General features: G+C 59.2%; 25 protein-coding genes. 14 read left to right on the forward strand and 11 right to left on the reverse strand.

The window, feature by feature from the left end; translation table 11 throughout:
- Positions 1-99: 99 nt before the first annotated feature.
- The 6 genes from OO730_RS00590 (at position 100) to rpsT (ending at position 6,196) form a co-directional block, all read left to right on the forward strand.
- A complete protein-coding gene (locus tag OO730_RS00590; protein WP_407681900.1) occupies positions 100-1,062 on the forward strand; it encodes a SurA N-terminal domain-containing protein in 963 nt (320 codons plus the stop codon).
- Positions 1,063-1,066: 4 nt separating this feature from the next.
- Positions 1,067-2,014 (forward strand): helix-turn-helix domain-containing protein, encoded by a 948-nt coding sequence (locus tag OO730_RS00595; RefSeq protein ID WP_264982643.1) that lies wholly within the window; start codon positions 1,067-1,069, stop codon positions 2,012-2,014.
- A 15-nt stretch (positions 2,015-2,029) separates the two neighbouring features.
- Positions 2,030-2,788: a DNA repair protein RecO gene (recO, locus tag OO730_RS00600; protein WP_264982644.1), complete on the forward strand. Its 759-nt coding sequence runs from the start codon at positions 2,030-2,032 to the stop codon at positions 2,786-2,788.
- 12 nt (positions 2,789-2,800) lie between these two features.
- The gene (gene glyQ / locus OO730_RS00605; RefSeq protein WP_264982645.1) at positions 2,801-3,670 is read left to right on the forward strand and encodes a glycine--tRNA ligase subunit alpha; all 870 of its coding nucleotides are present in this window, start codon (positions 2,801-2,803) and stop codon (positions 3,668-3,670) included.
- A gap of 33 nt (positions 3,671-3,703) precedes the next feature.
- Positions 3,704-5,812: a glycine--tRNA ligase subunit beta gene (gene glyS / locus OO730_RS00610; protein ID WP_264982646.1), complete on the forward strand. Its 2,109-nt coding sequence runs from the start codon at positions 3,704-3,706 to the stop codon at positions 5,810-5,812.
- Positions 5,813-5,929: 117 nt separating this feature from the next.
- On the forward strand, positions 5,930-6,196 hold the full coding sequence (gene rpsT / locus OO730_RS00615) for a 30S ribosomal protein S20 (protein WP_264982647.1): 267 nt from the start codon (positions 5,930-5,932) through the stop codon (positions 6,194-6,196).
- A gap of 78 nt (positions 6,197-6,274) precedes the next feature.
- On the opposite strand, the gene OO730_RS00620 is transcribed toward rpsT, so the two are convergent.
- Entirely contained in the window at positions 6,275-6,949 is a 675-nt protein-coding gene (locus OO730_RS00620) for a Crp/Fnr family transcriptional regulator (protein ID WP_264982648.1), read from the reverse strand.
- Between the two features lie 86 nt (positions 6,950-7,035).
- Here OO730_RS00620 and OO730_RS00625 point away from each other — a divergent pair, with 86 nt between their 5' ends.
- The 7 genes from OO730_RS00625 (at position 7,036) to OO730_RS00655 (ending at position 13,845) form a co-directional block, all read left to right on the forward strand.
- Complete coding sequence (locus tag OO730_RS00625) at positions 7,036-8,367, forward strand: 4Fe-4S binding protein (RefSeq protein WP_264982649.1); 1,332 nt, start codon at positions 7,036-7,038, stop codon at positions 8,365-8,367.
- 25 nt (positions 8,368-8,392) lie between these two features.
- Positions 8,393-9,178: an ATP-binding protein gene (locus OO730_RS00630; RefSeq protein WP_264982650.1), complete on the forward strand. Its 786-nt coding sequence runs from the start codon at positions 8,393-8,395 to the stop codon at positions 9,176-9,178.
- An 11-nt stretch (positions 9,179-9,189) separates the two neighbouring features.
- On the forward strand, positions 9,190-9,507 hold the full coding sequence (locus tag OO730_RS00635; RefSeq protein WP_264982651.1) for a cupin domain-containing protein: 318 nt from the start codon (positions 9,190-9,192) through the stop codon (positions 9,505-9,507).
- A 1-nt stretch (position 9,508) separates the two neighbouring features.
- A complete protein-coding gene (locus OO730_RS00640; RefSeq protein WP_264982652.1) occupies positions 9,509-10,174 on the forward strand; it encodes a nitrite/sulfite reductase domain-containing protein in 666 nt (221 codons plus the stop codon).
- Positions 10,175-10,197: 23 nt separating this feature from the next.
- Positions 10,198-10,857, forward strand: coding sequence for a nitrite/sulfite reductase domain-containing protein (locus OO730_RS00645; protein WP_264982653.1), 660 nt, complete (start codon positions 10,198-10,200; stop codon positions 10,855-10,857).
- Between the two features lie 161 nt (positions 10,858-11,018).
- The gene (gene trkA / locus OO730_RS00650; protein WP_264982654.1) at positions 11,019-12,386 is read left to right on the forward strand and encodes a Trk system potassium transporter TrkA; all 1,368 of its coding nucleotides are present in this window, start codon (positions 11,019-11,021) and stop codon (positions 12,384-12,386) included.
- Between the two features lies 1 nt (position 12,387).
- Positions 12,388-13,845, forward strand: coding sequence for a TrkH family potassium uptake protein (locus tag OO730_RS00655; protein WP_264982655.1), 1,458 nt, complete (start codon positions 12,388-12,390; stop codon positions 13,843-13,845).
- 276 nt (positions 13,846-14,121) lie between these two features.
- Here the strand turns inward: OO730_RS00655 and nadB are convergent, their stop codons facing one another.
- From nadB to nadC, 3 genes are read right to left on the reverse strand one after another with little or no spacing between them, the layout of a single operon-like run.
- Positions 14,122-15,711 carry an L-aspartate oxidase gene (nadB, locus tag OO730_RS00660; protein ID WP_264982656.1) on the reverse strand — a complete coding sequence of 530 codons (1,590 nt, stop codon included), beginning with the start codon at positions 15,709-15,711 and terminating at the stop codon, positions 14,122-14,124.
- A 27-nt stretch (positions 15,712-15,738) separates the two neighbouring features.
- Positions 15,739-16,782 (reverse strand): quinolinate synthase NadA, encoded by a 1,044-nt coding sequence (nadA, locus tag OO730_RS00665; RefSeq protein ID WP_407681914.1) that lies wholly within the window; start codon positions 16,780-16,782, stop codon positions 15,739-15,741.
- Between the two features lie 8 nt (positions 16,783-16,790).
- Positions 16,791-17,660 carry a carboxylating nicotinate-nucleotide diphosphorylase gene (nadC, locus tag OO730_RS00670; protein ID WP_264982658.1) on the reverse strand — a complete coding sequence of 290 codons (870 nt, stop codon included), beginning with the start codon at positions 17,658-17,660 and terminating at the stop codon, positions 16,791-16,793.
- A gap of 157 nt (positions 17,661-17,817) precedes the next feature.
- Between nadC and mgtE the strand changes: the two genes are divergently transcribed.
- Positions 17,818-19,152 (forward strand): magnesium transporter, encoded by a 1,335-nt coding sequence (mgtE, locus tag OO730_RS00675; RefSeq protein ID WP_264982659.1) that lies wholly within the window; start codon positions 17,818-17,820, stop codon positions 19,150-19,152.
- Positions 19,153-19,226: 74 nt separating this feature from the next.
- Here mgtE and OO730_RS00680 read toward each other — a convergent pair whose 3' ends face one another.
- Genes OO730_RS00680 through ileS form a run of 7 tightly spaced genes read right to left on the reverse strand, consistent with a single transcriptional unit; the run spans position 19,227 to position 25,506 of the window.
- A complete protein-coding gene (locus OO730_RS00680) occupies positions 19,227-19,964 on the reverse strand; it encodes a protein phosphatase CheZ (RefSeq protein WP_264982660.1) in 738 nt (245 codons plus the stop codon).
- A 21-nt stretch (positions 19,965-19,985) separates the two neighbouring features.
- Positions 19,986-20,504 (reverse strand): PilZ domain-containing protein, encoded by a 519-nt coding sequence (locus tag OO730_RS00685; RefSeq protein ID WP_264982661.1) that lies wholly within the window; start codon positions 20,502-20,504, stop codon positions 19,986-19,988.
- Positions 20,505-20,521: 17 nt separating this feature from the next.
- Positions 20,522-20,965: an NIL domain-containing protein gene (locus OO730_RS00690; protein WP_264982662.1), complete on the reverse strand. Its 444-nt coding sequence runs from the start codon at positions 20,963-20,965 to the stop codon at positions 20,522-20,524.
- A 52-nt stretch (positions 20,966-21,017) separates the two neighbouring features.
- Positions 21,018-21,944 carry a tetratricopeptide repeat protein gene (locus tag OO730_RS00695; protein WP_264982663.1) on the reverse strand — a complete coding sequence of 309 codons (927 nt, stop codon included), beginning with the start codon at positions 21,942-21,944 and terminating at the stop codon, positions 21,018-21,020.
- Positions 21,941-22,168 carry a PLD nuclease N-terminal domain-containing protein gene (locus tag OO730_RS00700; RefSeq protein ID WP_264982664.1) on the reverse strand — a complete coding sequence of 76 codons (228 nt, stop codon included), beginning with the start codon at positions 22,166-22,168 and terminating at the stop codon, positions 21,941-21,943. Before OO730_RS00700 ends, OO730_RS00695 begins: the two co-directional genes overlap by 4 nt.
- Before the next feature lie 31 nt (positions 22,169-22,199).
- Entirely contained in the window at positions 22,200-22,682 is a 483-nt protein-coding gene (gene lspA / locus OO730_RS00705; RefSeq protein ID WP_264982665.1) for a signal peptidase II, read from the reverse strand.
- Positions 22,683-22,689: 7 nt separating this feature from the next.
- The gene (gene ileS / locus OO730_RS00710; protein ID WP_264982666.1) at positions 22,690-25,506 is read right to left on the reverse strand and encodes an isoleucine--tRNA ligase; all 2,817 of its coding nucleotides are present in this window, start codon (positions 25,504-25,506) and stop codon (positions 22,690-22,692) included.
- Positions 25,507-25,622: the final 116 nt, after the last annotated feature.

Genomic DNA, 25,622 nt, shown 5'->3' on the forward strand with positions numbered 1-25,622 from the left:
CCGGTGCAATCGTTGCATAGTCAGCGTAAACCGACTAGAATTCGTCAAAAATTTGGTGGGAAGCCCCAAGGGCCCGCCGCTTTGAGGAGTATATCCAGAGTGAAAGTCCTATCCCTGCTTATCATCGCCTTGTTGGCCATGCCTTCCGCACAGGCCTGGGCCACCGGCCAGGTGATCAATCGCATCCTGGTAAAGATAAACAACAATATCATCACCCAGTACGACCTGGATGAGAAGCTTCAGCCGATTCTTGACCAGATCAAGGATCGCGAACTCTCTGCGGCCGAGCAGGAGCAGCTCAAGGCTCTCCGCAAGCGTGCCCTGGTCGACATGGTCAACGACATCCTGATTCAGCAGGAGGTTGAGCTGTACGGCATCGCCATCACCGATGAGGACGTTGAAAAGGAAATCGACCGGATCAAGCAGGAGCGTGAACTGGACGACGACGCCTTCGAGGCGGCCGTGGCCCAGGACGGCCTGACCGTCGATGAATTCAGGGAACGTTTGAAGCAGATGATGGAGAAACAGGAAATCGTCGGCCACAAGGTCAACAAGAAGGTCCTGGTCACGGATTCCGAGATCGAGGCCGAGTATGAGGCCCGAAAGGACCAGTATTCCCTGGACAAGACTGTGGAGGTGGCGCTTCTGCTGCTGCCCGTTGACGTGTCCGCCGTGGAAGTCAGGACCCGCATAGCCGATGGCGAGATGACCTTTGCCGAAGCAGTGGCCAAGTACAGCGTGGGACCGGCCGTGGACAGCGGCGGCTCACTGGGCGAAATGAAGTACGCCGATCTTGCCGAGGAGTGGAGGCAGGCCCTTGTCGGCGTGCCCGAGGATGGAGTCAGCGATCCCCTGACCATCCAGGGCCAGCAGGCGCTCCTGTCTCCCCTGAAGATATCCGAGGACGCGCTCGTGCCTCTTGAAGATGTTCGGGATGACCTCTTCCAACAGTTGATGCAGAAAAAACGGGAACAGGCTTTCACTGAATATTTTGATCAGTTGAAGGAAAGCGCGGTCATCATTTACATGGACGAGTCCATGAAGCCCGACGATGGAGAGTGATGCAATGGATTTCCAGGAACTTGGATTGACGCTGCAACGGGAGCGAGAGGCCAGAGGACTGACCATCGAGGCGGTCATGGAAGCCACGAAGATCAGTCGAATCAATCTGGTCGCGCTCGAAAAGGGTGACCGTTCCTCCCTGCCCCATCCGGTGTATACCAAGGGGTTCATAAAGAGTTACGCTCGGTTGTTGGGTCTGGATGCCGACGAACTGTCCATGATCGTGGATCGGGAGTACCAGTCCGAGACGCCGGAAATCGAGGAAGTCTCCTACGACGTGTCTCCCGCAGCGGAAAAGGCGTTTCAGGAAATGGATGCGCCCAAGAAGCGGAAGCGGCCCGTATGGCCGTCCATCCTGGTCTTTCTGGCCGTTGCCGTTGCCGTGGTGTTGCTTGTCCTCAACCTGAACAAGACCGGGGACACCCCGACACCGCCCGTCAAGCCCGCCCAGGTGAGCGAACAGCCTGCCGCCCCTGTTGAGGAACCGGTCGAGTCTCAGGCGGAGCCCGTTCAGGATGTTGCTCCGATGGAGGAGGCTGCTCCGGATGCAACTGACCGGGAACCTGTTTCCGGGTCCGAAGCTCCGGTCCCGGTCGAGCAGACGGGACTCGAAGCCGTCGTGCCCGAAAAGCCGCTGGCCGAAGACGCCGAAGCCGTGGACAGCACCACCCAGACCTCGGAGGAGGAGGGGGTGCGGTACGCCCATGTGCTGATCATCCGGGCCACCACGGACAAGGGGTGCTGGGTCGGCTTGTGGAAGGGCGACGAGGCCAATATGGCCCGCGATTTCGTTTTGAAGAAGGGCGAGCCGCTTAGGTTGATGTTCAATAATCCCAGACGGATTCGCATCGGCAATGTGGCTGGGGTCGAAGTGACATACAATGGCGAGCCCTATCCCCTGGAAGATAACAAGAGCAATATCCAGACACTCGTCTTCGGGGCGAGCCGGTAACGTCCCGAGGTCCCCGTGAACGCCACCGAGAAGTGTCTGGTACTCAAGGTCGGATGCTTTCGGGAGGCCGACTGCTGGGTCAGGTTGCTCACGCCCACCAGGGGCATATTCAACGGTTTCGCATTCGGCGGAAACCGGAGCCGACGACGGTTCGTCGGCTGTCTCGACCCTCTTTCCCACGTTCTCTTCACCATCGGTTCGAACAAGACCGGTACCTACACGGTCCTTGAAGAGGGCACGCTGCTGAACAATTTTTCGACCGTCCGCAAGGACCCGGTCAGGACCGGGCTGGCAGTCAACTGCATCAAGTTCATCGAGGCCATCGAGATCGACCCGGCGGACGCCAAGCCTGCCTATCAGCTGCTTCTGGAAACCCTGCTCATGCTTGAAGAGGGCGGTGGGAGCAGCGAGTTCACGCCCTGGCTTTTTCGGGGAAAGCTGGCTTTTGACATGGGGTTCAAACCGGACTTCCTGACCTGCGGCTCGTGCGGTGAGAGTGTGACCAGCGAAGGCGGCTACCGTTTCGACGTGGAGAAGGGCCAGGTGGCCTGCCGGACTTGTCTTTCCACCGGGAAACCGTTAGAGGGATTTGCTCGACCGATTTCCGCCGGGGTGCTGCGAGCCCTGGATTGGATCGAACAGAGCCGACCGATGGATTGGCTTACCGTTTCCATGGACAACGAGGTCCGGCGGCAGGCCGGTCAGCTCATCGAACTTTTCGTCGCCTACCACCTGGGCCTGTCCTGGGAGGGCGGCATGTATAAAAAGGTATAGTTGGAGTCACTAATGAATTTTCAGGAAGTCATACTGAAATTGCAGAACTTCTGGGCGGATTACGGCTGCGCCGTTGTCCAGGCCATGGATATCGAATGCGGGGCTGGTACGTTCAACCCCTCCACCTTTTTCCGTGTAATCGGCCCGGAGCCGTGGAAGACCGCCTACGTTGAGCCTTCCCGTCGGCCCACCGATGGTCGGTACGGCGAGAATCCGAACCGCCTCCAGCATTACTACCAGTTTCAGGTCATCCTCAAGCCGTCCCCGGACAATGTCCAAGAGCTGTATCTTGAGAGCCTGGCCGCTATCGGTATCGACGCATCGGCCCACGACATCCGTTTCGTCGAGGACGACTGGGAATCTCCGACCCTCGGTGCCTGGGGTTTGGGCTGGGAAGTATGGCTCAACGGCATGGAAGTGACCCAGTTCACCTATTTCCAGCAAGTTGGCGGCATCGATCTCAAGCCCGTGTCCGTGGAAATCACCTACGGTCTCGAGCGTCTCTGCATGTACCTGCAGGAGAAAGAGTCCGTCTACGACCTCATGTGGAACAATGAGATCACCTACGGGCACGTCTACCACCAGAACGAGGTGGAGATGTCGAAATACAATTTCGAGTTGTCGGATGCAGACATGCTGTTTGATCTGTTCAACAAGTTCGAGGGAGAATGCCTGCGTCTGTGCGAAGAAGGGCTGCCGTGGCCCGCGTACGACTGCTGCCTCAAGTGTTCCCATTCCTTCAACATGCTGGACGCTCGGGGGGCAATCTCCATTACCGAGCGGGCCACCTACATCGGTCGTGTGCGCAACCTGGCCTCCAAGATCGCCCGCCTCTACGCGGACCAGCGTGAAGAAATGGGCTTCCCCATGCTCCAGAAGTAAACGATACGAATTCATATGGAAAAGAGAAGAACAATGGCCGAATTCATACTGGAAATCGGAACCGAGGAAATGCCCGCCCGCTTCGTGCCGAAGCTGGCCGCCGAGCTTGAGGTCGCCTTTGCCAAGGGGCTTTCGGAATCCATGGTCGAAAATGAAGGCGTCAAGTGCTATGCCACCCCGCGCCGCATCACCGCGCACGTTCCCTCCCTGGCTCTGACGCAGCTTCAGGAGGAGGAAACCGTCACCGGGCCTCCGGTCCGCATCGCCTATGACGAGGACGGTAATCTGACCAAGGCGGGCGCCGGTTTCGCCAAGACGCAGGGCGTTCCCGAGGACGCACTGTTTAAGATGGAGACCGGCAAGGGCGAGTACCTGGCGGCCAAAAAGATCGTGGGCGGCGGCAAGACCGCCGATATCCTGCCTGAGATATGCATCAAGTGCGTGCAATCGCTTTCCTTTCCCAAGAAGATGCGGTGGGGCGGATACGATTTCGCTTTCGGTCGTCCCGTACGCTGGATCGTGGCTTTGCTCGACGCCGACGTCATTGAATTCACTTTGGAGAATCTGACATCGGGCCGCGAGACGCGTGGTCATCGCGTCATGGGCTCCGGGCCGTTCATCGTGAATTCCACTGCCGACTATTTTTCCATCATCGAGAACGACTGCAAGGTGGTCATCGACCCCGAAGTCCGGAAAAAGACCATCGTGACCGAGGGCAATCGGCTGGCCGAAGAACTCGGCGGCGAAATCGTCTGGAATGATTCCCTTCTGGACGAGGTGGCCAACCTGGTCGAGTACCCCAAGCCGCTCATCGGCGACATCGACCCCCTGTATCTCGAACTGCCGCGCGAGGTGCTCCTGACCTCCATGCAGTCTCACCAGAAATCGTTCGGCGTTCAGGGAGCGGACGGCAAGCTGCTGCCGCATTTCTTGACGACCCTGAACCTGGAGCCAAAGGCCGTGCCCCTGGTCAAGAAGGGCTGGGAACGGGTGCTCAAGGCCCGCCTCGAAGACGCCCGCTTCTTCTGGGAGGCGGACTGCAAGGTGGACATGAACACCTGGCTGGACAAGCTGGAGAACGTGGTCTTTCTCGGCCCGCTCGGATCCGTTGGCGACAAATCCCGCCGCATCGAGACCCTGTGCCGCAAGCTGGCCGAGACCCTGGCCGAGTCCAAGGGGATCATGCCCGGCGAGATCGGCAAATATGCCGAGGCCGGTCGGTTGGCCAAGGCGGACCTGGTTTCCGAAATGGTCATTGAATTCGACTCGCTGCAGGGCAAGATGGGCGGCATCTATGCCGAGCGTGCCGGCAAGGGCGACATCGCCTACGGCGGCATCTACGAGCAATATCTGCCCGCCGGTCCCGACACCCCGGTGCCGTCCAGCCTGGCCGGAGCCCTGGTGTCCATGGCGGACAAGGTCGACACCATGGCCGGTTGCTTCGGCCTGGGTAAGGTGCCTACCGGCGCCAACGACCCTTACGCCTTGCGTCGCTGCGCCCTGGGCATCTCCCGGATCATCATGGAGCATGATTTGGACGTGGACCTCGAACAGCTCCTGACCTGGGCGCAGGAAGCGTATTCCGGCGTCAAGTGGAAGGTGGAGCAGCCCGAGGCATTGGAAAAACTCAAGGAATTCTTCGCTCAACGCCTTCGTGCCCTGTTCACAGGGCAGGGGTACGCCACTCGCGTGGCGGACGCGGCGCTGGGTGCCGGGTTCAACGACATCCGCACCCTCAAGGCCCGGCTTGAAGCGCTCTCCGTGTTCAGCAAGGAAGAGGATTTCGAGCAGGCCGTGCTGACCTTCAAGCGCGCCGCGAATATCATCCGCAAGCAGGGCGACGAGGCCGGGCAGGAATTGACCGGCAGCTACGACAGCGACCTGTTCGAGGGTGAGCATGAGCAGGCCTTCGGCTCCCGCCTGGAAGAGCTGGCCCCTCGGTTCGACGATCTGTGGGAGAACGGTGATTTCACCGGATTGTTCGGTCTTCTCGGTGAGTTGCGACCCACCGTGGACGGCTTCTTCGACAACGTCATGGTCATGTGTGATGACGGTGCAGTCCGGCTGAACCGGTTGAATCTGCTCAAGGCCCTGGTGGATCGCCTGGGTCGTTTGGCTGATTTCAACGCACTGCAGGTATAGGCTGAGGCCAGAAAACGCTTGACATCGGAGAGAGAGTCCATATAAAAGGCACTCCCTTTGGGAAGAATAGCAAACTTACGCTTTTAAATACGATAAGAAAGATCAGGAGAAACGACATTGGCTAATCACAAATCCGCACTGAAGAGGCATCGTCAGAGCTTGAAGCGTCGCGCCCGCAACCGCATTTCCAAGACCCGCATCAAGAACACCGTCAAGGCTGTTCGTATCGCCATCGAGGAAAACGATGCGGCAAAGGCGCAGGAGGCTCTCAAGGACGCCAGCTCCATTCTGGACCGGGCCGCCCGCAAGAAGATCATCCATCAGCGTCAGGCTCAGCGCCGGATTTCCCGCCTCCAGGCCGCGGTCAACAAGATCGCTGCGTAGCATTTTCCTGCTGCAATATTGTAGCCCGCTGCACTTGCGTGCAGCGGGCTTTTTGCGTTTGTCCGTGCAATGCCGGTGTCAACGGCCCTGGTCGGCGATGTCCTGGAGCCCGTCTTGATCCAGAATGGTGATCTCCTTGCCGTTGATGCGGATAATGCCGTCTTCCGTGAACCGCTTGAAAATGCGGGACAACGTTTCCTGGATGGTGCCGAGGTAGAGCGCGATCTGCCCCTTGGGAAGGTCCAGGCGGAAGGTCTCCGAGTCCTGGGAGGAGCGCAGCAGGAGCAAGTAGGCGGCCACCCGTGCGGGCGTCTCCTTGAGACTCAGGTCGTCGATCTTGTTGACCAGGATGCGCAGGCGCTGTGAGAGCATGGCCATCATCTTCATGGCCATGTCAGGGTCCTCGCTGAGCACCTTCTTGAACCGGTCGCGGGGGAAGAACAGGGCCTCGCAGGGCTCGATGGCCTCGCACTGGGCCGGGAAAGTGGAGCCCTGGAATACCGGGACTTCCCCCACGGCTTCGCCGGGGCCGAAGACGTGCAGGATCTGCTCCTTGCCTGCCGGAGAGGTGCGGAAGACCTTGACCCTGCCCAGGACTGTCGAATAGAAGCCGTCCGCGATCACGTCCGCCGGGAACAGGGTTTCACCCTTGGCGTACTTTTTCTCCACCGCGATGTCCGCCAGCTTGGCATATTGCTCTTCGGGCAATCCTTCGAAGAAGGTGATGGTCTTCACCGCCATCAGTTTATCCATGTAATCATGTACCTCTTTTTTCTTTTTGATACGGTAATTTGACCTAAGTCATGGTTGCCGTCAAAAAAAAAGTCCAGGGTCAGGCCATGGAGAACGGAAAATTGCGCCACTATCGTTTGATCATCCCGCTTGTCGCCATGCTGCTGCTGGCGGCTCATGCGTTCCGACGCGGCGACGCGGGCCTGACCGCATCCCTGGCGGTCCTGGCCGGTCTCATGTTCACCCGCCGTTCCTGGGTGCGCCTGGCGACCGCAGCTGCGTTCGTGTGGGGCGGATATGTCTGGGCGGACGCCACCGTGGATTTCATCTCCGTTCGCCAGGCCCTGGACATCCCGTGGATACGGCTTGCGGTCATCATGGCCGGCGTCATCCTGTTGGACGGCCTGGCCCTGGCTGTCATGCTTGGCCAGCGAATGGAGCAGTATTTCAGCCGGGAAGAGGACAGCGCCTGGGCCCGTTTCTTTCTCTTTGCGCTGACGGTGTTCGGTCTGGCCATGGCCCGGCACAACGTTTCGTTCCCCATTCTTCTGTTTGACCGCTATCTGCCGGGCTGGGGCTGGTTTGAAATCTTCGGCCTGGCGTTTTACGCCCAGTGGATCGGCGGACTCATGCTGCATCCCGCGAAGCACCGGAAATACCGCCCGCGTATCTGGGGGCTGTTCTCGGCCGTCTTCTTTCTGCAACTGGGGCTGGGACTGCTCGGCATGGACCGGATGCTCATGACCGGGACTCTGCACCTGCCGGTTCCCGCCATGATTGTGGCCGGGCCGGTATTCCGGAGCGGTGGGTTTTTCATGCTCATCCTGTTCTCCGTGACCGTTTTTCTGGTCGGTCCCGCCTGGTGCAGCCATCTTTGCTACATAGGGGCCTGGGACGACGCCATGAGCCGACTGGGCGGCCGTCCGGCACCAAGCGGAACCATCGGTCGGTTGAGCGTGGCCGGACGGGCCACGACGATTATCCTGGCTTTGGGCTTGGCATACGGGCTGCGCGCCATGGGTGTGCCGGGCGCGACCGCCGTCCTGTTCGGGGCCGGTTTTGGACTGGCGGGTGTGGGCATCATGGTTTTCCTGTCGCGTAAGACCGGCATGATGGTCCATTGCACCACTTTTTGCCCCATGGGGCTGATTGCCAACATTTTCGGCAGGATTTCTCCGTGGCGCATCCGCATTGACGCGGATTGCACCCGGTGCGGAGCCTGCTACACCCGATGCCGGTACAACGCCCTGGACGAATCCAGGGTCGGGCAAGGCGCTCCCGGATTGTCCTGCACCTTGTGCGGTGACTGCGTGTCAGCCTGTGCGCATAGGCTGATCGGCTATCGTTTTCCGGGATTGTCGAGTGAACATGCCAGGGTTGCGTTCATCGTCCTGGTTGTTGCGCTGCATGCCGTTTTTCTCGGCGTGGCGCGAATATAACCAATTAGAAAAAAAGGATATAGTCATGTTGAGCAAACGTAAGATGATCACCATCGATGAGGATTTGTGCAACGGTTGCGGCCAGTGCGTGCCCGCCTGTGAAGAGGGTGCCCTGGCCATCGTCGACGGCAAGGCCAAACTGGTAAAGGAGATCTACTGCGACGGCCTGGGTGCCTGCCTGGGCGATTGTCCGACCGGTGCGCTCAAGGTTGAAGTGCGCGAGGCGGAGGATTTCAATCCCGAAGCCGTGGCTGACCACTTGAAGGCTCAGGGGCGTACTGTGCCGGATCACATGCCCGATCCCGCCAGTTTGCGCATGGACGGCGCACCCCGAAAGCCTGCGGGCGGCTGCCCCGGCGCGGCTCTGCGGACCATGACACCCTGCGGCCAGGCCAACGTGCCTGTTGCCCAGGAATCCGGTTCCGCGCTTTCCCACTGGCCGGTCCAGCTTCGCCTTGTGCCGCCAACCGCGCCGTTCCTCAAGAACGCGGACCTGCTGCTGACCGCCGACTGCGTGCCTGTGGCCATGCCGCGATACCATGGCGAATACGTTCCGTACCGGGTTGTGCTCATGGGCTGCCCAAAGTTCGACGACCAGATGTCGTATGTGGAGAAATTGGCCGACATCATTGCGGAAAGCGATCTGAATTCCATCACGGTCATGGAGATGGAAGTGCCGTGTTGCTCGTCCATGAGCGTTATCCTGAATCAGGCCGTGAAGCGCGCCGGAAAATCTGTGGACACCGTCCGCGTGACCGTGGCCCGTACCGGCGAGGTGCTGGAAACGGTTCCCCTTCAATTCGAAGTATAGGAGGAAGCGTCATGAAGAGAATAGAGTTGTACAAGGAACATGGTTTCAAGGACTTGACCTTTTCAAATTATCTGGTGCATGAGTCCGAGTTCATGAAGGTCATCAACTTCAACTTCAAGGCGGGGCAGAAGCTGCCCGTTCATTCCCATGACCTTGAGGGCGAGTTGACCCTGACCATCCTGGAGGGCCAGGGAGAGTTCCTGGCCGGCGACGGCGCCACCATGCCCGCCAATCCCGGCGACGTGCTTGTGTCGGAGATCGCCGAACCGCACGGTGTGAGCGCCACCACGGATATGCGTGTCCTGGTAACCATAGCCCCCCCAATTTGATATGGAACTGAAAGCATTCATTGAACAGTTGCCCATGAGGGCCGTCAAGCCGAGGAAGGATGGCACGTTCACTGTCGTCCCTCGCATGAGCCAGGGAAAGCTGGCTGCCGACCATCTGATCGCCATTGCCAAGGTGGTGGAGGAGTATGGCCTGGAAGGCGTTCGGTTGAGCACGGGCCAACGCCTGCTCATCGACGGCGTGCCCGGGGCCGTCCTGCCCGAGGTCATCGAAAAGGTCGGCCCCGTGGGTGACATATACAAACACAAGGTCCAGGCCTGCCTCGGCACCACCGGTTGCAATCTGGGGCAGCAGGATTCCATGGCCGTGGCCGCCGAGCTCGAGGAATTCCTCAATGACTACGAGCTACCCACCAAGCTCAAGTCAAGCGCTTCCGGCTGCTCCATGTGCTGTGGCGAATCCATGATCCGCGATGTGGGTCTGGTTGGCAAAAAGCACGGCTGGACTGTTTCCTTCGGCGGCAACGGCGGCAAGCGGGCGCGACAGGCCGATGTGTTGGCACAGGACGTCCCAAAGGAAGAGGCCTTCGAGATCATCGGCAGGGCGCTTGATTTCTATGCCGCCAACGCCAAGGTCAAGGAACGTACGGCTCGTTTTGTGGAACGCGTGGGCATCAAGGCCGTTGAACAGGCCGTATTCGGCCGGTAACGTATCATCTGGAGGGGTTGGTCATGGCGGACAAGGAACTGCCCAAGGGAGCCATTTTACAGCGCGACAAGCGTACCTATGCCATTGTCCCCCGGACACCTGTGGGGCTGGTGACACCCGAAGTCCTCGAAGCCCTGGCCAGAGTGGGGCGAAAATATGAAATCCCGGTCATGAAGATCACTTCGGGCCAACGTATCGCTCTGGTCGGCCTTGAGGAGGAGCAGGTGGATCAGGTCTGGGAAGATCTCAAGATGGACGTGGGCCCGGCTGTGGGACTCTGTGTCCATTACGTGCAGGCCTGTCCGGGAACGGCGGTCTGCAAGCTCGGGGTTCGCGATTCCCTTGGACTCGGCCTGGAACTGGAAGAGATGTTCGTGGGCAAGGAGTTGCCGGCCAAGCTCAAGGTCGGCGTGTCCGGCTGCCCCATGTGCTGCGCCGAGAGCTTCGTGCGCGACGTGGGGCTCATCGGCAAGCCGAAGGGGTGGACCATGGTCGTGGGCGGCAATGCCTCGGGCAGGCCGCGTATAGCCGATGTCCTGGCCGAACAGCTGACCCGGGGGGAAGCCGTGGAGTTGGTGCAGCGGTTTCTCGATTTTTATGCGGAAAACGGCGGGAAGCGTGCCCGTTCAGCCACCATGCTCAGGAAGATCGGCATCGACGCGGTCAAAGAAGCCATTCTCTAGCCTGACCTTGAATCGCATGAGGCGGTCCTGCTCGACAGGGCCGCCTTATTCTGTAACAAACGGATTTTATTGGACGGTAGGGATCCCCGGTCGGTTGCGCTGGGGGAAAAACCAGCGTACTAGCATGAATGGTGCAAGTCTGATTCATACAGGAGTGTCATTTGCGGGTCATCATCATCGGGGCCGGTGAGGTCGGTTTTCATATTTCGCAGCGTCTGGCGGTCGAGAACAAGGAAGTCGTGGTCATCGACACCTCCGACGAGGCCCTGCGCAAAGTCGCGGAGACCTCGGACGTGCAGGCCATCCAGGGATCGGGCAGCAGCCCCAAGGTCCTGGAGGATGCGGGTATCAAGGAAGCCGACATCCTGTTGGCCGTGACCGATTCCGACGAGATCAATCTCATCGCCTGCTTCTTCGCCAACATGCTCAACGAGAAGATCACGAAGCTTGCTCGTGTTCGTGGAGAAATGTACACGAACTACAAGCATTTGCTTACTGGAGAAGGGGCGAACATCACCAAGATCATCAACCCCGACGAAGAGGTGGTCAATTCGGTCCTGCGGCTCATGTCCGTGCCCGGGGCGGTGGAGATCAACGAGTTCGCCGGGGGCAAAATCCGACTCATCGGCATCAATCTTCCCGAAGAGAGCCCCATTCTGGGCAGTCAACTCATCCATCTGCGCACCAAGATCGGCGAGGACCTGGGAATCGTCATCGCGGCCATCGTTCGCGACGACCAGCTCATCATTCCCAGCGGCCTGGACGTCATCAAGAAGGGCGACGTGGTCTATTTCGTCTGCGATATCCGTGATCAGGAGGAAATCCTCGAGCGGCTGGGAGTCTCCAGCGAGCCCGTCCGCGAGGTGATGATCATCGGCGGCGGCAACATCGGTTTCAAGCTGGCCAAGGCCCTGGACAACAAATATTACCACACCCGTCTGCTGGAGAACCGGCAGGAACGGTGCGAATACCTTTCCGAGCACCTGGACCGGCCCATCGTGCTCATGGGCGACTCCACGGATCAGGAAATTCTCCGCGAGGAGAACATCCACGACATGGACATGGTCATCGCCGTGACCGGCGACGAGGAGACCAACATCCTGTCCTGTTTGCTCGCCAAGAGCCTGGGTGCCAAGAGTACGGTCACAAGGGTCAACAATCTCGGCTACATGCCGCTCATCCAGCCCATTGGCATCGATTACGTCGTTTGTCCGAGGCTGTCGGCGGTCAATTCGCTTTTGCACTTTATCCGTCGCGGCAGGATCATGTCGTCGGTATCCATCAAGGGCGAAGCAGCGGAGGCGCTGGAGACCGTCATCCTTGAGGATTCCCCCATCGTGGGCAAGATGGTCAAGGACCTCAATTTCCCCCGCGGCTGCCTGGTGCTTTGCTTCCAGCGCGGTGACGACGTCCTGATCCCCCGCGGCGACACGCGGGTGGAGCCCAATGACCGGCTGATCATCATTTCCACTCGACAGAATATCCCCAAGGTCGAAAAAGTCCTGACCACAAAGGTGGAGTTCTTCTAAAATGCGTTGGCGTTATGTGCTCTACGTCATCGGCGCATTGGTGGCCTGCGTCGGCATGACCATGATCTTTCCCCTGGCGTGGGGCGTGTATTACGGCGATGGCAGCGCATACCCCCTGGCCCTGTCCATGGGCATCACCATTCTGATGGGCGGTCTGCTGTTTCTGATTTTCCGCGATCCTGAGGCGTCGTCATCGGTCATCACCCACAGGGAAGGCATGGCTATCGTGGCTCTGGGGTGGTTCGCCGCCGGTTTTGCGGGCGGCCTGCCGTTTTATCTTGGCGGTGTTTTCGAGTCGGTGGTGGATTGCGTGTTCGAATCCCTGTCCGGCTTCAGCACCACCGGGTCGTCCGTGCTGACGAACATCGAGGCCGTGCCGCGCGGGTTGCTGTTCTGGCGCAGCCTGACCCACTGGCTCGGCGGCATGGGCATCATCGTGCTTTCTCTGGCCATCCTGCCGTTTCTCGGCATCGGCGGCATGCAGCTCTATAAGGCGGAGGTGCCGGGACCGACTCCGGACAAACTCAAGCCGCGCATCAAGGATACGGCCATGACCCTGTGGAAGGTCTACCTCCTGTTCAGCGTGGCCGAGACCGTGCTGCTCCTGTTCGGCGGCATGGATTTGTTCGACGCCCTGTGCCACACCTTCGGCACCATGGCTACGGGAGGCTTTTCCACCCGGAACGCTTCGGTGGCGGCTTTCGACAGCGCCTACATCGATTATGTGATCACGCTGTTCATGCTTATCGCCGGAGTTAATTTTTCCCTGCATTACCTGCTGCTTAAGTGGCGTCCATCGGCAATGTTCAAGGACCCTGAATTCCGTGTTTTCGCTTCCATGATCATGGTCTTTATCGTGGTCATTACCATTGCTGTCTATGTTGGCGGCAACTATGAGAATGTCGCCGACTCCGTGCGCTACACATCGTTTCAGGTGGCATCCATCCTGACCACCACCGGGTTTGCCACGGCTGATTACGAGCTATGGCCGGGCGTCACACAGGCCATCCTGCTTTTCTGCATGTTCGTGGGCGGGTGCGCCGGGTCGACCGGCGGCGGCATGAAGGTCATGCGCATCACCTTGCTCTGCAAGCAGTCCTATCAGGAGTTGTTCCGGCTTATCCATCCCCGGGCCGTCAGCCACGTGAAGATGGGCAGGATCGTGGTCAAGGATGACGTCATCAGCGGCGTCTGGGGCTTCTTTATTCTCTGGATCGGGTTGTTCGTTCTGGCGGCCTTCGTGGTTGCGGCCACGGGAGTGGATGTGGTTACGTCATTTGCCGCCTCCCTGGCCTGTATCGGCAACATCGGTCCCGGTATCGGCGGAGTAGGGCCCACCGACAACTTCGCCTGGTTGCCCGACACCGCCAAGTGGGTGCTGACATTCTGCATGGTGCTCGGGAGGCTCGAAATCTATACCGTCATCATTCTGTTCGTGCCTGAATTCTGGCGCAAGTAATCGATTCAAAATACGAAAATTATAGCCGGTCGCAATGCGCGATCGGCTTTTCTCTTTTTGTGTTTCGTTAATTCACCGGAATGAACGGTAAAAAACTCTCGAAAAAGTCTAGAGTATTTCTAACATGCAATTATGACAGCGTGTTGGATGTGTCATGAACTTGTCTGGACCATAGTCTAGAGAACCGTCCGAAGATGGCGGAAAGAGAGTAATTAATGGGGCTAACAACTGAGGATAGTGGTGAAAATCCTCTATGCAGAGGGTGTCCCCGTACGGCTAGTCGATACGGAAATGGCAGCCTTTGGTTTCCTTGTTCCGCAGGGCGGCCAGGGTGACGATGTATGCCGCCTGGGAGCCGTGGAACAGGTCGATGAGGGCCTTGCTGAGTTCGGTTTCCTTATAGAAATCCTGCAGGTTCTTGGTCAGCTTGCGCATGTCCGAGAAGGCTCGCTGCAGCCGGCTGCTGGTGCGGGTGATGCCCACATAGTTCCACATGGTGTTGCGGATGTTGGCCCAGTCCTGAGCGATGAGGGCGGGGTCCTCGTCCTGGTTGTGGCCGTAGCTGATCCAGTCCGGGATGGATTCGTTGAGCTTGCGGCTCAACGATGCGGAACGGTTCATGCGGGAGGCGATGTCCTGGCCGGCGCTGTGCCCCCAGAGCATGCCTTCAAGCAGTGAAGTCGAGGCCAGCCGGTTTGCGCCATGGACGCCGGTGCACGAACATTCTCCGGCGGCATACAGACGGTCGAGGTTGGTGCGGCCTCGGTTGTCCACCAGGACGCCGCCGCAGAAATAGTGGGCGGCGGGGACCACGGGCACGGGCTCGCAGGCCATGTCGATGCCCATTTTCCGGCATCGGTCGAAGATGGTGGGAAAACGGTGGCTGACGTCGTCCTTGACCTTGGACACGTCCAGGTAGACGCAGTCGTCGTCCGTGGCCAGCATTTCGTCCATGATGGCCCGGGTGACGATGTCGCGCGGGGCCAGGTCGGCCCTGGGATCGTACCGGGTCATGAAGGGGTCGCCGAATCGGTTGATGAGGACGGCACCTTCGCCGCGTACCGCCTCGGAGACCAGGAAACGGCGCTCACCGCGTTTGGAGCCGCCGTAGAGGGTCGTGGGGTGGAACTGAACGTATTCGCAGTTCATGAGCCGTGCACCCGCACGGTGGGCCATGGCCAGGCCGGAACCGATTGAGCCTCCGGTATTGGTGGTGTGCAGGTATATCTGCCCGACGCCGCCGGTGGCCAGCAGGGTGAATTTGGATAAAATGGTTTCAACCTTGCCCACTTCCTCGTTGAAGACGTAGGCGCCCACGCACTTGTTGGAAAGGCTGTACTTGAAATCAAGGTGTTTGGCGTGGTGCTGGGTGGTAAGCAGGTCGACGGCCGTGCGCTTGGTCAGGACACGGATGTTGGCGTGTTCGGATACGGCCTCGGACAGGACTTCCATGATGTTCCGACCGGTATGGTCGTCGCAGTAGAGGATGCGGGCCATGGAGTGGCCGCCTTCCTTGGTCAGGAACCAGTCGCCCGGTTGGCGTTGGTTGAAGGGAATCCGGTATTTTTCCAGAAAGATTTCTTTCAACACTTCCGGTCCCTTGCGGGACAGAAAACGGACGGAACTGGTGAAATTCTGCTTCCAGCCGGCGGTCATGATGTCCTTTTCGAGAATCCTGGGATCATCGTTCTCGTTGCGGTAGACGATGCCGCCCTGTGCCAGGGAGGTGTTCCCGACTTTGAGATCGGGAGCAGCGGTGAGAATGATGACGTTGCATCCCTGCTCGGCCAGAGTGAGGGCGGCCACGCATCCGGCAATGCCGGAGCCGATGATCAGGGCGTCAGTTTGCAGGCGGAAGTTGTTCATGACCAAGCCTTTAGCACGTGTCGGGCGCTAGGAGCAAACGGCCAGCATGCGCTCCAGGGCCCGACGGGCGGGTTCCCTGATGGCGTTGCTGACCGTGACGGGATTGGAGTAATTCAGGTTTTCCAGAGTATCGGCGAGTTTTTCCACGGTGATCTTGCCCATGTCTTCGCACTGGCTGGAAAGGAGCGGCCTGATGACCTTACGGCCTTCGTATCGGGCGGCCAGCCGGTTCACCAGGTTTTCCTCGGTGCCGATGTAGATGGTGGTGCCGTCATCGGCTTCCTCGGCGTATTTGATCAAAAAGGTGGTTGAACCGTTGCCGTCGGAAGCTTCGACCACTGACGGCGAGCATTCAGGGTGGACCACGATCTTTGCCTCGGGTTCAGTTTCCCTTATGGCCCGGGTGGAATCCAGGGTGAATTCCTCATGGATGGGGCAGTAGCCGGGCCAGAGGATGAGCCTCTTGTCGTCGGCGGCTGCCGGATCGACGTGCAGGGCCGGGTCGCCGTCAATGACGTCCTTGGGCAGGACAAGCCGCTTGTCTTCGGGGATTCCGAGCAGGTTGGCGGTGTTGCAGCCCAAATGCATGTCCGGCAGGAACAGGACCGCGTCCCCCTGATTGAGGGCCCAGTCGAGCATGGTCCGGGCATTGGCCGAGGTGCAGACCGAGCCGTCGTATTCACCGACCACCGCCTTTACGGCCGCCGATGAGTTCACATAGGTGAGCGGAACGATTTTTCGTCCGTCTTTTTGAAGAATTTCAAGAGTTTTTCTGACCCGTCCGGCCTCGGCCATGTCAGCCATGGGGCAGGAGGCGGTGACGTCGGGGATGTGGATCTTCTGGTCGTCCCGGCAGAGGATGGCGGCGGATTCCGCCATGAAGAAGACGCCGCAGAATACGATGTGTTCGGCGTCGAGATTGGTGATCTTGCGAGCCAGTTCCAGGGAGTCGCCCTGGATGTCTGTAAAATGGATGACGTCGTCCGTCTGGTAGTGATGGCCGAGGATGGACAGCCTGTCGCCCATTTCCGATTTGATGCGCTCTATGCGCTGCGCAGGGTTTTCCACAATGTTCCTCTTTAGCCTAAGGGTATGAATTGCATGCTGAAGTCCGACGCCGGGGCAGAGTGCGTGAGCTTGCCAACGGAGATATAGTTCGGCCCGATTTCCGCAACTTGGCGGATGGTTTCCAAGGAGACGTTGCCGCTGATTTCCGTTTCGATGGTGTCCGGGATCATGGACAGGGCCTTTTTGGCCGTTTTGGCGTCCATGTTGTCGAGCATGATGCGCTTGATGTCGCACTGGCTCGCTTCCGTAACCTCTTCCAACGTGCGGCATTCGACTTCGATGGGCGGGCAGGGCGAGTGTACGGCGTGAAGCCGGCTCACTGCCTGGGTGATGGAACCCGCCCGATCGATGTGATTGTCCTTGAGCATGAGCATGTCGGCCAGCGTCAGCCGATGATTCTGGCCGCCGCCGGCCAGGACCGCGTATTTTTCAGGGAAGCGGAGACCCGGCAAGGTCTTTCGCGTGTCCAGGAGTTGGGTCTTGGTTCCCTTGAGCGCTTCGACGTATCGAGCCGTCAGGTCTGCGATGCCGGAGAGGTGGCAGAGGAAGTTCATGATAACCCGCTCGGCCTTGAGCAGTTGCAGGGCCGGGCCTTGCAAGGCGGCTACCATGGTTCCGGCGGAGACCCTGTCGCCGTCGTCCACGTTGAGGTGGGCCTGGCAGGATTCACCGCCGAATTCGAGAACCAGCGGGATGATGGGCAGCCCCGCTACCACTGTGTCCTGCTTGGCCACGATCATGGCCTGGGCCATGTCGCTGTCGGTGAAAAGGCCCATGCTTGTCAGGTCCGAGGCGTCCTCGGCAAGGGCTATGCGGATGGTCGCCAGGAGGAACATCCGGGCTTCTGCCTGGAAAAAATCGTCAAAGATGGTGGTCGGCATGTTTGCGTCCATTTATTATGGGTGATGAAGGCAAGTAAGGCACACTGGCTCTTTCGTCAAGGGGTAGGGGGGTTGATGAAATATTTCACATCAATATAACGTCTCGGATGGTGTAAAACTTTGACCTGACCCTTAATTTGGGCTAGGGATTTGGCCCATGAGCGTCAAAGAGAGTATCACCACCCAGCAGGACGAAGAATTCGACGGCCTGACCGCCGCCGAACTCGAAGCCCAGCACCCTGCGGATGCTGCCGAAACCATTGAAGGTCTCGACATCATCGATCAGGTCAAATTCATCAAGCAGCTTCCCATCAAGGACGCTGCCGAGTCCATTGCGGAAATGGATGAGCACGACCAGAAGGCGCTCATATCCAATCTCAATCGCGGGTTGGCCGCCAGGATCGTGGACGAAATGTCCCCGGATGACGCCACCGACCTTCTGGACACCCTTGACGATGATCTCCAGAAAGCCCTTCTCAGCCGGGTTCCGGCCGAGGAGCGGGCGGAACTGAAGACGCTGTTGACATTCGACCCGGATACGGCGGGTGGTGTCATGAATACCGAAGTGGTCATCCTCGATCAGGACCTCAATGCCGATCAGGCCGTGTCCCAGATTCGCCAGGAAGTCGAGGACAAGGAAGTTCCCTATTACGCCTACCTGACCGACAAGAAAGACCGTCTGGTGGGTGTCGTGTCCCTTCGCGACCTTCTTCTGGCCCGCAGGGGCGTGACCCTCAAGGATCTGGTCAAGACCCAGAATCTGATCACCGTGGGCTACAACATCGACAAGGAAGAAGTGGCGCACCTCATCGCCCACTACAATCTTTTGGCCCTGCCCGTGGTGGACTTCGGCAACCGGTTGCTCGGCGTGGTCACCGTCGATGACGTCATCGACATCATCCACGAAGAGGCTTCCGAAGACATGCAGGCCATGGTCGGTGCCGGTGCGGACGAGACCACGGACTCTCCGTGGCTTTATTCCGTGCGTGTGCGGCTGCCCTGGTTGATCATGAACGTGATTTTTTCGGCCATGTCGGCCTGGGTGGTCCACCTTTTCGAGGGCAACATCACCGAAATGGCTGTGCTCGCCGTGCTCATGCCCGTTGTGGCCAACCAGGCGGGCAACACCGGCCAGCAGGCCCTGGCCGTCATGATCCGCCAGATGGTCATGGAGCGTTTCGACCGCAAACGGGCCTGGCTTGCCGTGCTGCGTGAATTGCGCATCGGCTTGCTCAACGGCGTGATCATCGCGTCGCTGGTCTTCTGTGCCGCCCTGATCGTTACGGGCAAACCGCTTCTGGCCACGGTCATGGGAGCCGCGCTGGGCATGGACATGCTGCTGGGGGCTTTTGCCGGTGCATCCATTCCTCTGCTGCTCAAGGAATTGGGGCGCGACCCGGCCCAGGCTTCAAGCATATTCCTGACCACCATCACGGACTCGATGGGCTTTCTCTTCCTGCTCGGCCTCGCCGGATTGGTCCTGCTCAATTAGGCAGTTGCAAATCGCCGCAAAAAGGCCGCGCCGGATATCCGGCGCGGCCTTTTTACTGTCGAGGGCAGGATGGATCAATCCAGGCCGAGGGAGGCGAGCAGGTCGTCCACGTCGCCCTGATTGGTCCCCTCGGACGGACCTTCGAGCTTGGAGGTGGCCGCATTCTTGGCATCTGCCGACAGGGAGTCGATGTCCTTTTCGGGCTCTTTTTCCCGCTGCTGGATCATCAGGCCGGTGGAAAGCATGACTTCGCGTACGATCTTTTCGATCTGGCGCAGGGAGTTGATGATCTTCTCGATGCGTTGGCCGGTCAGGTCCTGAAAGCTCAAGGAGACCATGATGTTCTGCAGGTCCATGCCCAAGGTGTTGTTGATGTCGGTGAGTTTTCCCCGGTTCTCCTTGGTCACGCCGCCGGACTCGAAGTCCTTGACGATGCCCGCCACGGTAGCCTGGAGGTCCTGGAGTTTCTCGACTATGTCGATGATTTCAACCGCCGCTTTTTCCGTGGTGCGGAGCACGGCGTCGAGCTGGTCCGAGGTCTCGGAGAAAATTTCTTCCGGGTCGAATTCCGATTCGATGCACACGATTTCGGTGCCGCCGCGCGCCGCCTTCACTTCCCGGTAAATCTGCTTGAATCCTTCCTGCAGGTCGTCATTGACCCGGCGGTAGAATTCGCCTTCCAGCAACGCTTTGGAAAGACTCTTGGCGATTTGCTTTTCCACAGCCACGGTTATGGTCTCTTTGAGGCTGTTTACGAGCTGGTCGGAGACCCGGCTCATCAAATCCTTCACCAATTCATCGTTGCTGGTCATTGAGTCACTCCTGGGGGGCGGCTACATTTTGGAATTTCGTATTTGTTCCCGTTGCTCTTTGAACACGAATTGGACGATGGCCTCCATGTCGGAGCCACGCATATCGACGAATTCGAAGCGGTAGAGGCCGGTGTCGGCTTCCTTGTCAAGGATGCAGCCTTTGCTGCCGGCCATGCGCAGGGGGGCCTGACTGAGGTAGAGGATGATCTCAAGAGGCTGGCCGGGTTCGAAATGGTCCGTTGAACGGAATTTCAACCCGGCACCGGATATTTCAGTCACTTCAATGTCCATGGAAAAGTCGGACCGGACCTGGTCCTGACTGAGCAGGCCGATGACGCGGTCCAGCTTCCTGTCCATCTCCGTCAGAAAGTTGATCAGCTCTTCCGGCAGCTTGCTTTTGCTGAACAGATCGTCGCGGGCAGCGGAAAAGTCGATGGCGTCGCCGGTGAACAATTGGGGGGAGTCGATGGAATGCATGGTCCGGGCCAGCGCCTTGAGCCTGACCTGGATGCGGGAAAACGACCTTTTTTCTTCGCTCATGAATCCCCCTAGCGGTTTTATTGCCTGCCGTTCTCGTCCAGGTCCAGGGTCATGGCCTTGACCGGGCAGACGCGGGTGCACATGCCGCAGGCCGAGCATTTGTCCACGTCGAAAACAATGGTCCTGTCGGATTTTTCCAGGATGAGGGCGTCGGTGGGGCACATGGCCGTGCACACTCCGCAGTGGATGCAGGATTCCTCATCCCGGAATATTTTGTGGGCGACCGGGGTGATGCGGACGCCGTTTTCCTTGAGATAGCCGATTCCCTTGTGGAAATCAGTTTCCAGGCCGGAGACCTCGAGGGTCATGGTCCCTTCGTGGCGGGGGCTGATGTCAGCCTTGAGGATATTGAAGCTCAGGTCGAAATTCCTGAGCAGGTTGCAGACCACCGGCCTTCCGGACACTTCCGGCGGGAAGGAGAGGTAGACGATTTTGCGGAAACCTTTGATGACTTCTTTCATTTGATTATCCTAAGTGGCGAATATGGCACAAGATGATGCGGAAGAGCAATAATTACATTTTGTCCAGGGTCCGCTTGGCCTGGGTGGCCTCCACGGACTTGGGGAAACTCTTGACCACTTCCTGCAGCCGCAGTTTGGCCAGTTCGGGCTTGTCCAGGTGGTTCCAGGAATAACCGGCCTTGAGCAGGGCGGACTTGTATTTGGAGCTCTTCTTGTATTTTTCGATGACATCCTCGAACAGGATGACCGCCCTGGCGTAGTCCTTGAGCTGGTAATAGCATTGTCCCTGCCAGAAGGTGGCGCTTGGCGTGAAGGAGTGGGCCTGGAAGGTGTCTGTGAACTCGGCCCAGTAGGAGCGGGCCTTTTCGTACTGGCCTTCCTTGTACAGGGCGTAGGCCTTGTCGTAGAGGGCCTTGGCCGGGTCTGTGTCCGCCGGAGGCTCTGCCGGGGTTGCTGCGGGTTCCCGGCCGGTTGTGGCGGGCTGAACGGTTGTCTCGGCATTGTCCGGGGTTGCAGCGTCTGCTGCCGCAGGCTGGACGTCCATGGGATCAACCTCTTGGGTCGAGACCTTGGGCAGCTCGACCGCCAGCTGGTTTTCCATGGCGAATTCCACCTCGTGGAGACGTTTCTCCAGCAGTTCCACCGTGATGGCGGAATCGGCATCCCCAACCTGGCGATCCATGCGGATGTTCAGCTCATCCAACTGGCCGCGCAGCTTGGCGAAATCGGTGCGCAGGGACTGGATTTCCACCCACATATCGGCGGAACGCGCCCGGAGCGGATCGTTGGACTTGTTGATCTCTTCCTTGAGGAGCTGCTTGGATTCATCCAGCTCGGCCTCAAGCTGCTTGATGCGGTTCAGGTCCTGTTGGCGTTCCATTTGGATGGTTTCCACGTCGGTCTTGGTGACGCAACCGGTCAGGCCGAACATGAAAATGCCGATCAGCAATACTATGATATACTTGGTAAAATTTATCATGATATTTTGCTCCCTCTTTTTCTGCCAAGAAATAGATACGCGGTTGCACCGAGAATGGGAATAAAAATGCATATCTGCATCCAGAGGCTTTTTTCCGTGGGGGATTCGAAGTTCCGTTTCCAGACGTCCAGAATGGCCCAGGCGCTGTAGCCGAAGCAGGCCCCGACGGAGACGAGGACAATGGCCCACTGGGTCGGTGTCAGGGCTGAAAAATCTGCAAACATGATAACTCCTTGAGATATTGAATGATGGCGGCTATTCGGCCGTCTTCTTGTTGAATAACATGGAAATGATGATGCATCCGGCTCCCACGGTCAGCGCACTGTCAGCCACGTTGAAGGCGGGCCAGTGGTACGTGCCCACGTAGAAGTCGAGGAAGTCGATGACGAAACCGAGCCAGGTCCGGTCGATGGCGTTGCCGATGGCCCCGCCCGCGATCATGCCCAGTCCGGCGATCATCCACCTGTCACCATCATCCAGGGTGCGCAGCATCCAACCGATGACCGCCACGGCCACCACGGAGATGGCAATGAACATGGGCCGTTGCCAGTCGATGGACTCGTTGTCCAGGAACCCCCAGGCCGCGCCCTTGTTGAGCACGTGCACAAGGTTGAAGAAGCCGGGGATGATCGGCTCGCCCGTCCACACCTGCATGGTGTTGTGCACGATCAGCTTGGTGATCTGATCAATGATCACGGTGGCCGCAGCCCATATGGTTGCAAGCTTGTAGCGGTTCATACGTCCCCTAGGCGAGGGTTTTCAGCACAGCGGTGCAGCGCGGGCATGCATCCGGGTAGTCCGGGTCGGTGCCCAGGTCCTCGGAGATGCGCCAGCACCGTTCGCACTTGTCGCCTGCGGCCGCTGCAACGCCCACCTTGAGGTCCGTCATGTCCTCGCCCTGGAAGGCGTCTGCGGGTGCGTCCGCAAGATCGGCCAGCTCCAGCTTGGAGACGATGAAGAACTCGCGCGAGTCAACCTCTTGCGCCTCGACCAGGGTGCGAATTTCCTCGGTGGCGTACAGGGTCACCTTTGCGTCCAGGGACTTGCCGATGACGCCGTCCTTGCGTTTGGGCTCGATGGCCTTGTTCACCTCGCCGCGGACCAGGGCCAGTTTTTCCCACTTGGCCCGTTCGTCCCCGGTCAGGCCGGTGGCGTCGGGGGTGAAGCGCAGGGCGAACATCGTCTTGTCCTGCGGCAGGGCGGCCTTGATGGCGTCGGGCAGGTTCTGAAAGGCTTCCTCTGCGGTGAAGGACAGGACCGGGGCCATGTCCTGGAGCAGCATGAGCAGGATCTGCCAGAGCACGGTCTGGGCGGAGCGGCGCTTGAGGCCGTTCTCCTCCTCGACGTAGAGGCGGTCCTTGATGATGTCCAGGTAGAAGGCGGACAGGTCGACCACGCACAGGTTGTGCAGGGTGTGGTAGACCTTGTGGAATTCGAATTTTCTGTAGGCTTCCTGCACGGTCGCGTGATGGCGGGACACCATGTCCAGCGCGTAGCGGTCCAGGGGCAGCAGGTCTCCCGCTGCGACCTGGTTTGCCGGGTCGAAGTCGTTGAGGTTGGACAGCAGGTAGCGGCAGGTGTTGCGGATGCGCCGGTAGGCGTCCACGAGCCGGTTCAGGGTCTCGTCCGAGATGCGGATGTCTTCCTGATAGTTGGAGGCGGATACCCACATGCGCAGGATTTCGGCGCCGAACTTGTCGATGATCTCCTGGGGCGCGATGACGTTGCCGATGGACTTGGACATCTTGCGGCCCTCGGCATCCACCACGTAGCCGTGGGTCAGGACGGTCTTGTAGGGCGGGGTCTCGCGGGTACCCACGGAGGCGAGCAGGGAGGAGTGGAACCAGCCTCGATGCTGGTCCGAGCCTTCCAGGTACAGGTCGGCCGGGAAGCGGGTCTCCTTGCGCTGCTCGACAACGGCGGCATAGCTGGTGCCGGAGTCGAACCAGACGTCCAGGATGTCGGTTTCGCGCTTCCAGTGGTTGCCGCCGCATTTGGAACAGGTCAGCCCTTCGGGCACGATCTCCTCGAGCGGGGCCTCGAACCAGTAGTCGCAGCCGGTTTCGTGCTGTGCGTACTTGTCGCAGATGTCATAGACCCATTGGGCGTCGAACCAGGTCTCGTCGCAGTCCTCGCAGATCAGGGCCGAGATGGGCACGCCCCAGTTGCGTTGGCGGGAGATGCACCAGTCCGGGCGGTTTGCGATCATGTTGTAGATGCGTTCCTCGCCCCAGGACGGGACCCACTTCACGTCGTTGCGGATGGCTGAAAGCGCACGCTGGCGCAGGTCGTTTTCGTCCATGCCGATGAACCACTGGGTGGTGGCCCGGAAGATGACCGGCTCCTTGCACCGCCAGCAATGGGGATAGGAGTGGGTGATCTTCTCCGATGCCATCAGGTTGCCCAGTTCGGTCAGCTTTTCGATGACCTTGGGGTTGGCGTCCCAGACGTTCAGTCCGGCGAAATGTTCGACCTCGGGCAGGAACTGGCCGCGATCGTTCATGGGCGAATATATTTCCAGGCCGTACTTGAGGCCGGTCTCGAAGTCCTCGCGACCGTGGCCGGGGGCGGTGTGCACGCAGCCTGTGCCGGTCTCCAGGGTCACGTAATCGGCCAGGACCACATTGGACACGCGGTCATAGATGGGGTGCTTGGCCTCAAGACCCTCAAGATCGGCGCCCTTGAAGGTGGCCAGGGTCTTGGGAGCGTCCCAGCCGAACTTGCCCGCGCATTCCTCGAGCAGGCCTTCAGCCAGCACGTAGCAGTCGCCGTTCACCTCGACCAGCGCGTAGTCGAAGTCGGGGTGCACGGCCACGCCCATGTTGTCGGGGATGGTCCAGGGGGTGGTGGTCCAGATGAGGATGAACAGTCTGGACACGTCCACATCGGCGATCTTCCTGAAATTCGCATCGGCCATGGGGAAGCGGACGTAGATGGACGGGGAGGTGTGGTCCTCGTATTCCACCTCGGCCTCGGCCAGGGCGGTGCGGCAGTCGCAACACCAGTAGATGGGCTTCTTGCCGCGAACCACGCCGTCGCGTTCCATGAAACGGCCCAGTTCGCGGGCGGTGGCCGCCTCGTATTCCGGTTTCATGGTCATGTATGGATCGTCCCACACGCCGAGCACGCCGAGGCGCTTGAATTCCTTGCGCTGGGTATCCAGCCACTTGGCTGCGTAGGAGCGACAAATCTTGCGAATGGTCAGGGTGTCGAGTTCCTTGTTCTTCTTCTTGAGTTCCTGCTCGACCTTGTGCTCGATGGGCAGGCCGTGGCAGTCCCAACCCGGCACATACTGCGCCTTCTGTCCCTGCATGTTGCGGGACTTGACCACGATGTCCTTGAGGACCTTGTTCAGGGCTGTGCCCATATGAATATGGCCGTTGGCGTAGGGCGGGCCGTCATGAAGGACGTAGTCGTTGTTAGCGTCCCCGGCTTCGGTCATGGCGTCGTAGGCCTTGATTTCCTCCCAGAACTTGAGCATTTCGGGCTCGCGCTGCTTGAGGTTGGCCTTCATGGGGAATTGGGTTTTGGGCAGAAGCAGGGTTTTCTTGTAATCGCTCATGAGTCTCTCAGTCCTCCGGGAACCGTATATTTCTTTAGATAAAAGTTGACGTTCAAAAGTGACGCTGTAACTTGGTATAAGTCGGTTTGGAAGTCAAGCATTGCACGGCTTCCATG

Source organism: Pseudodesulfovibrio portus, from assembly GCF_026000375.1.
GTDB classification, from domain to species: Bacteria; Desulfobacterota; Desulfovibrionia; order Desulfovibrionales; family Desulfovibrionaceae; genus Pseudodesulfovibrio; species Pseudodesulfovibrio portus.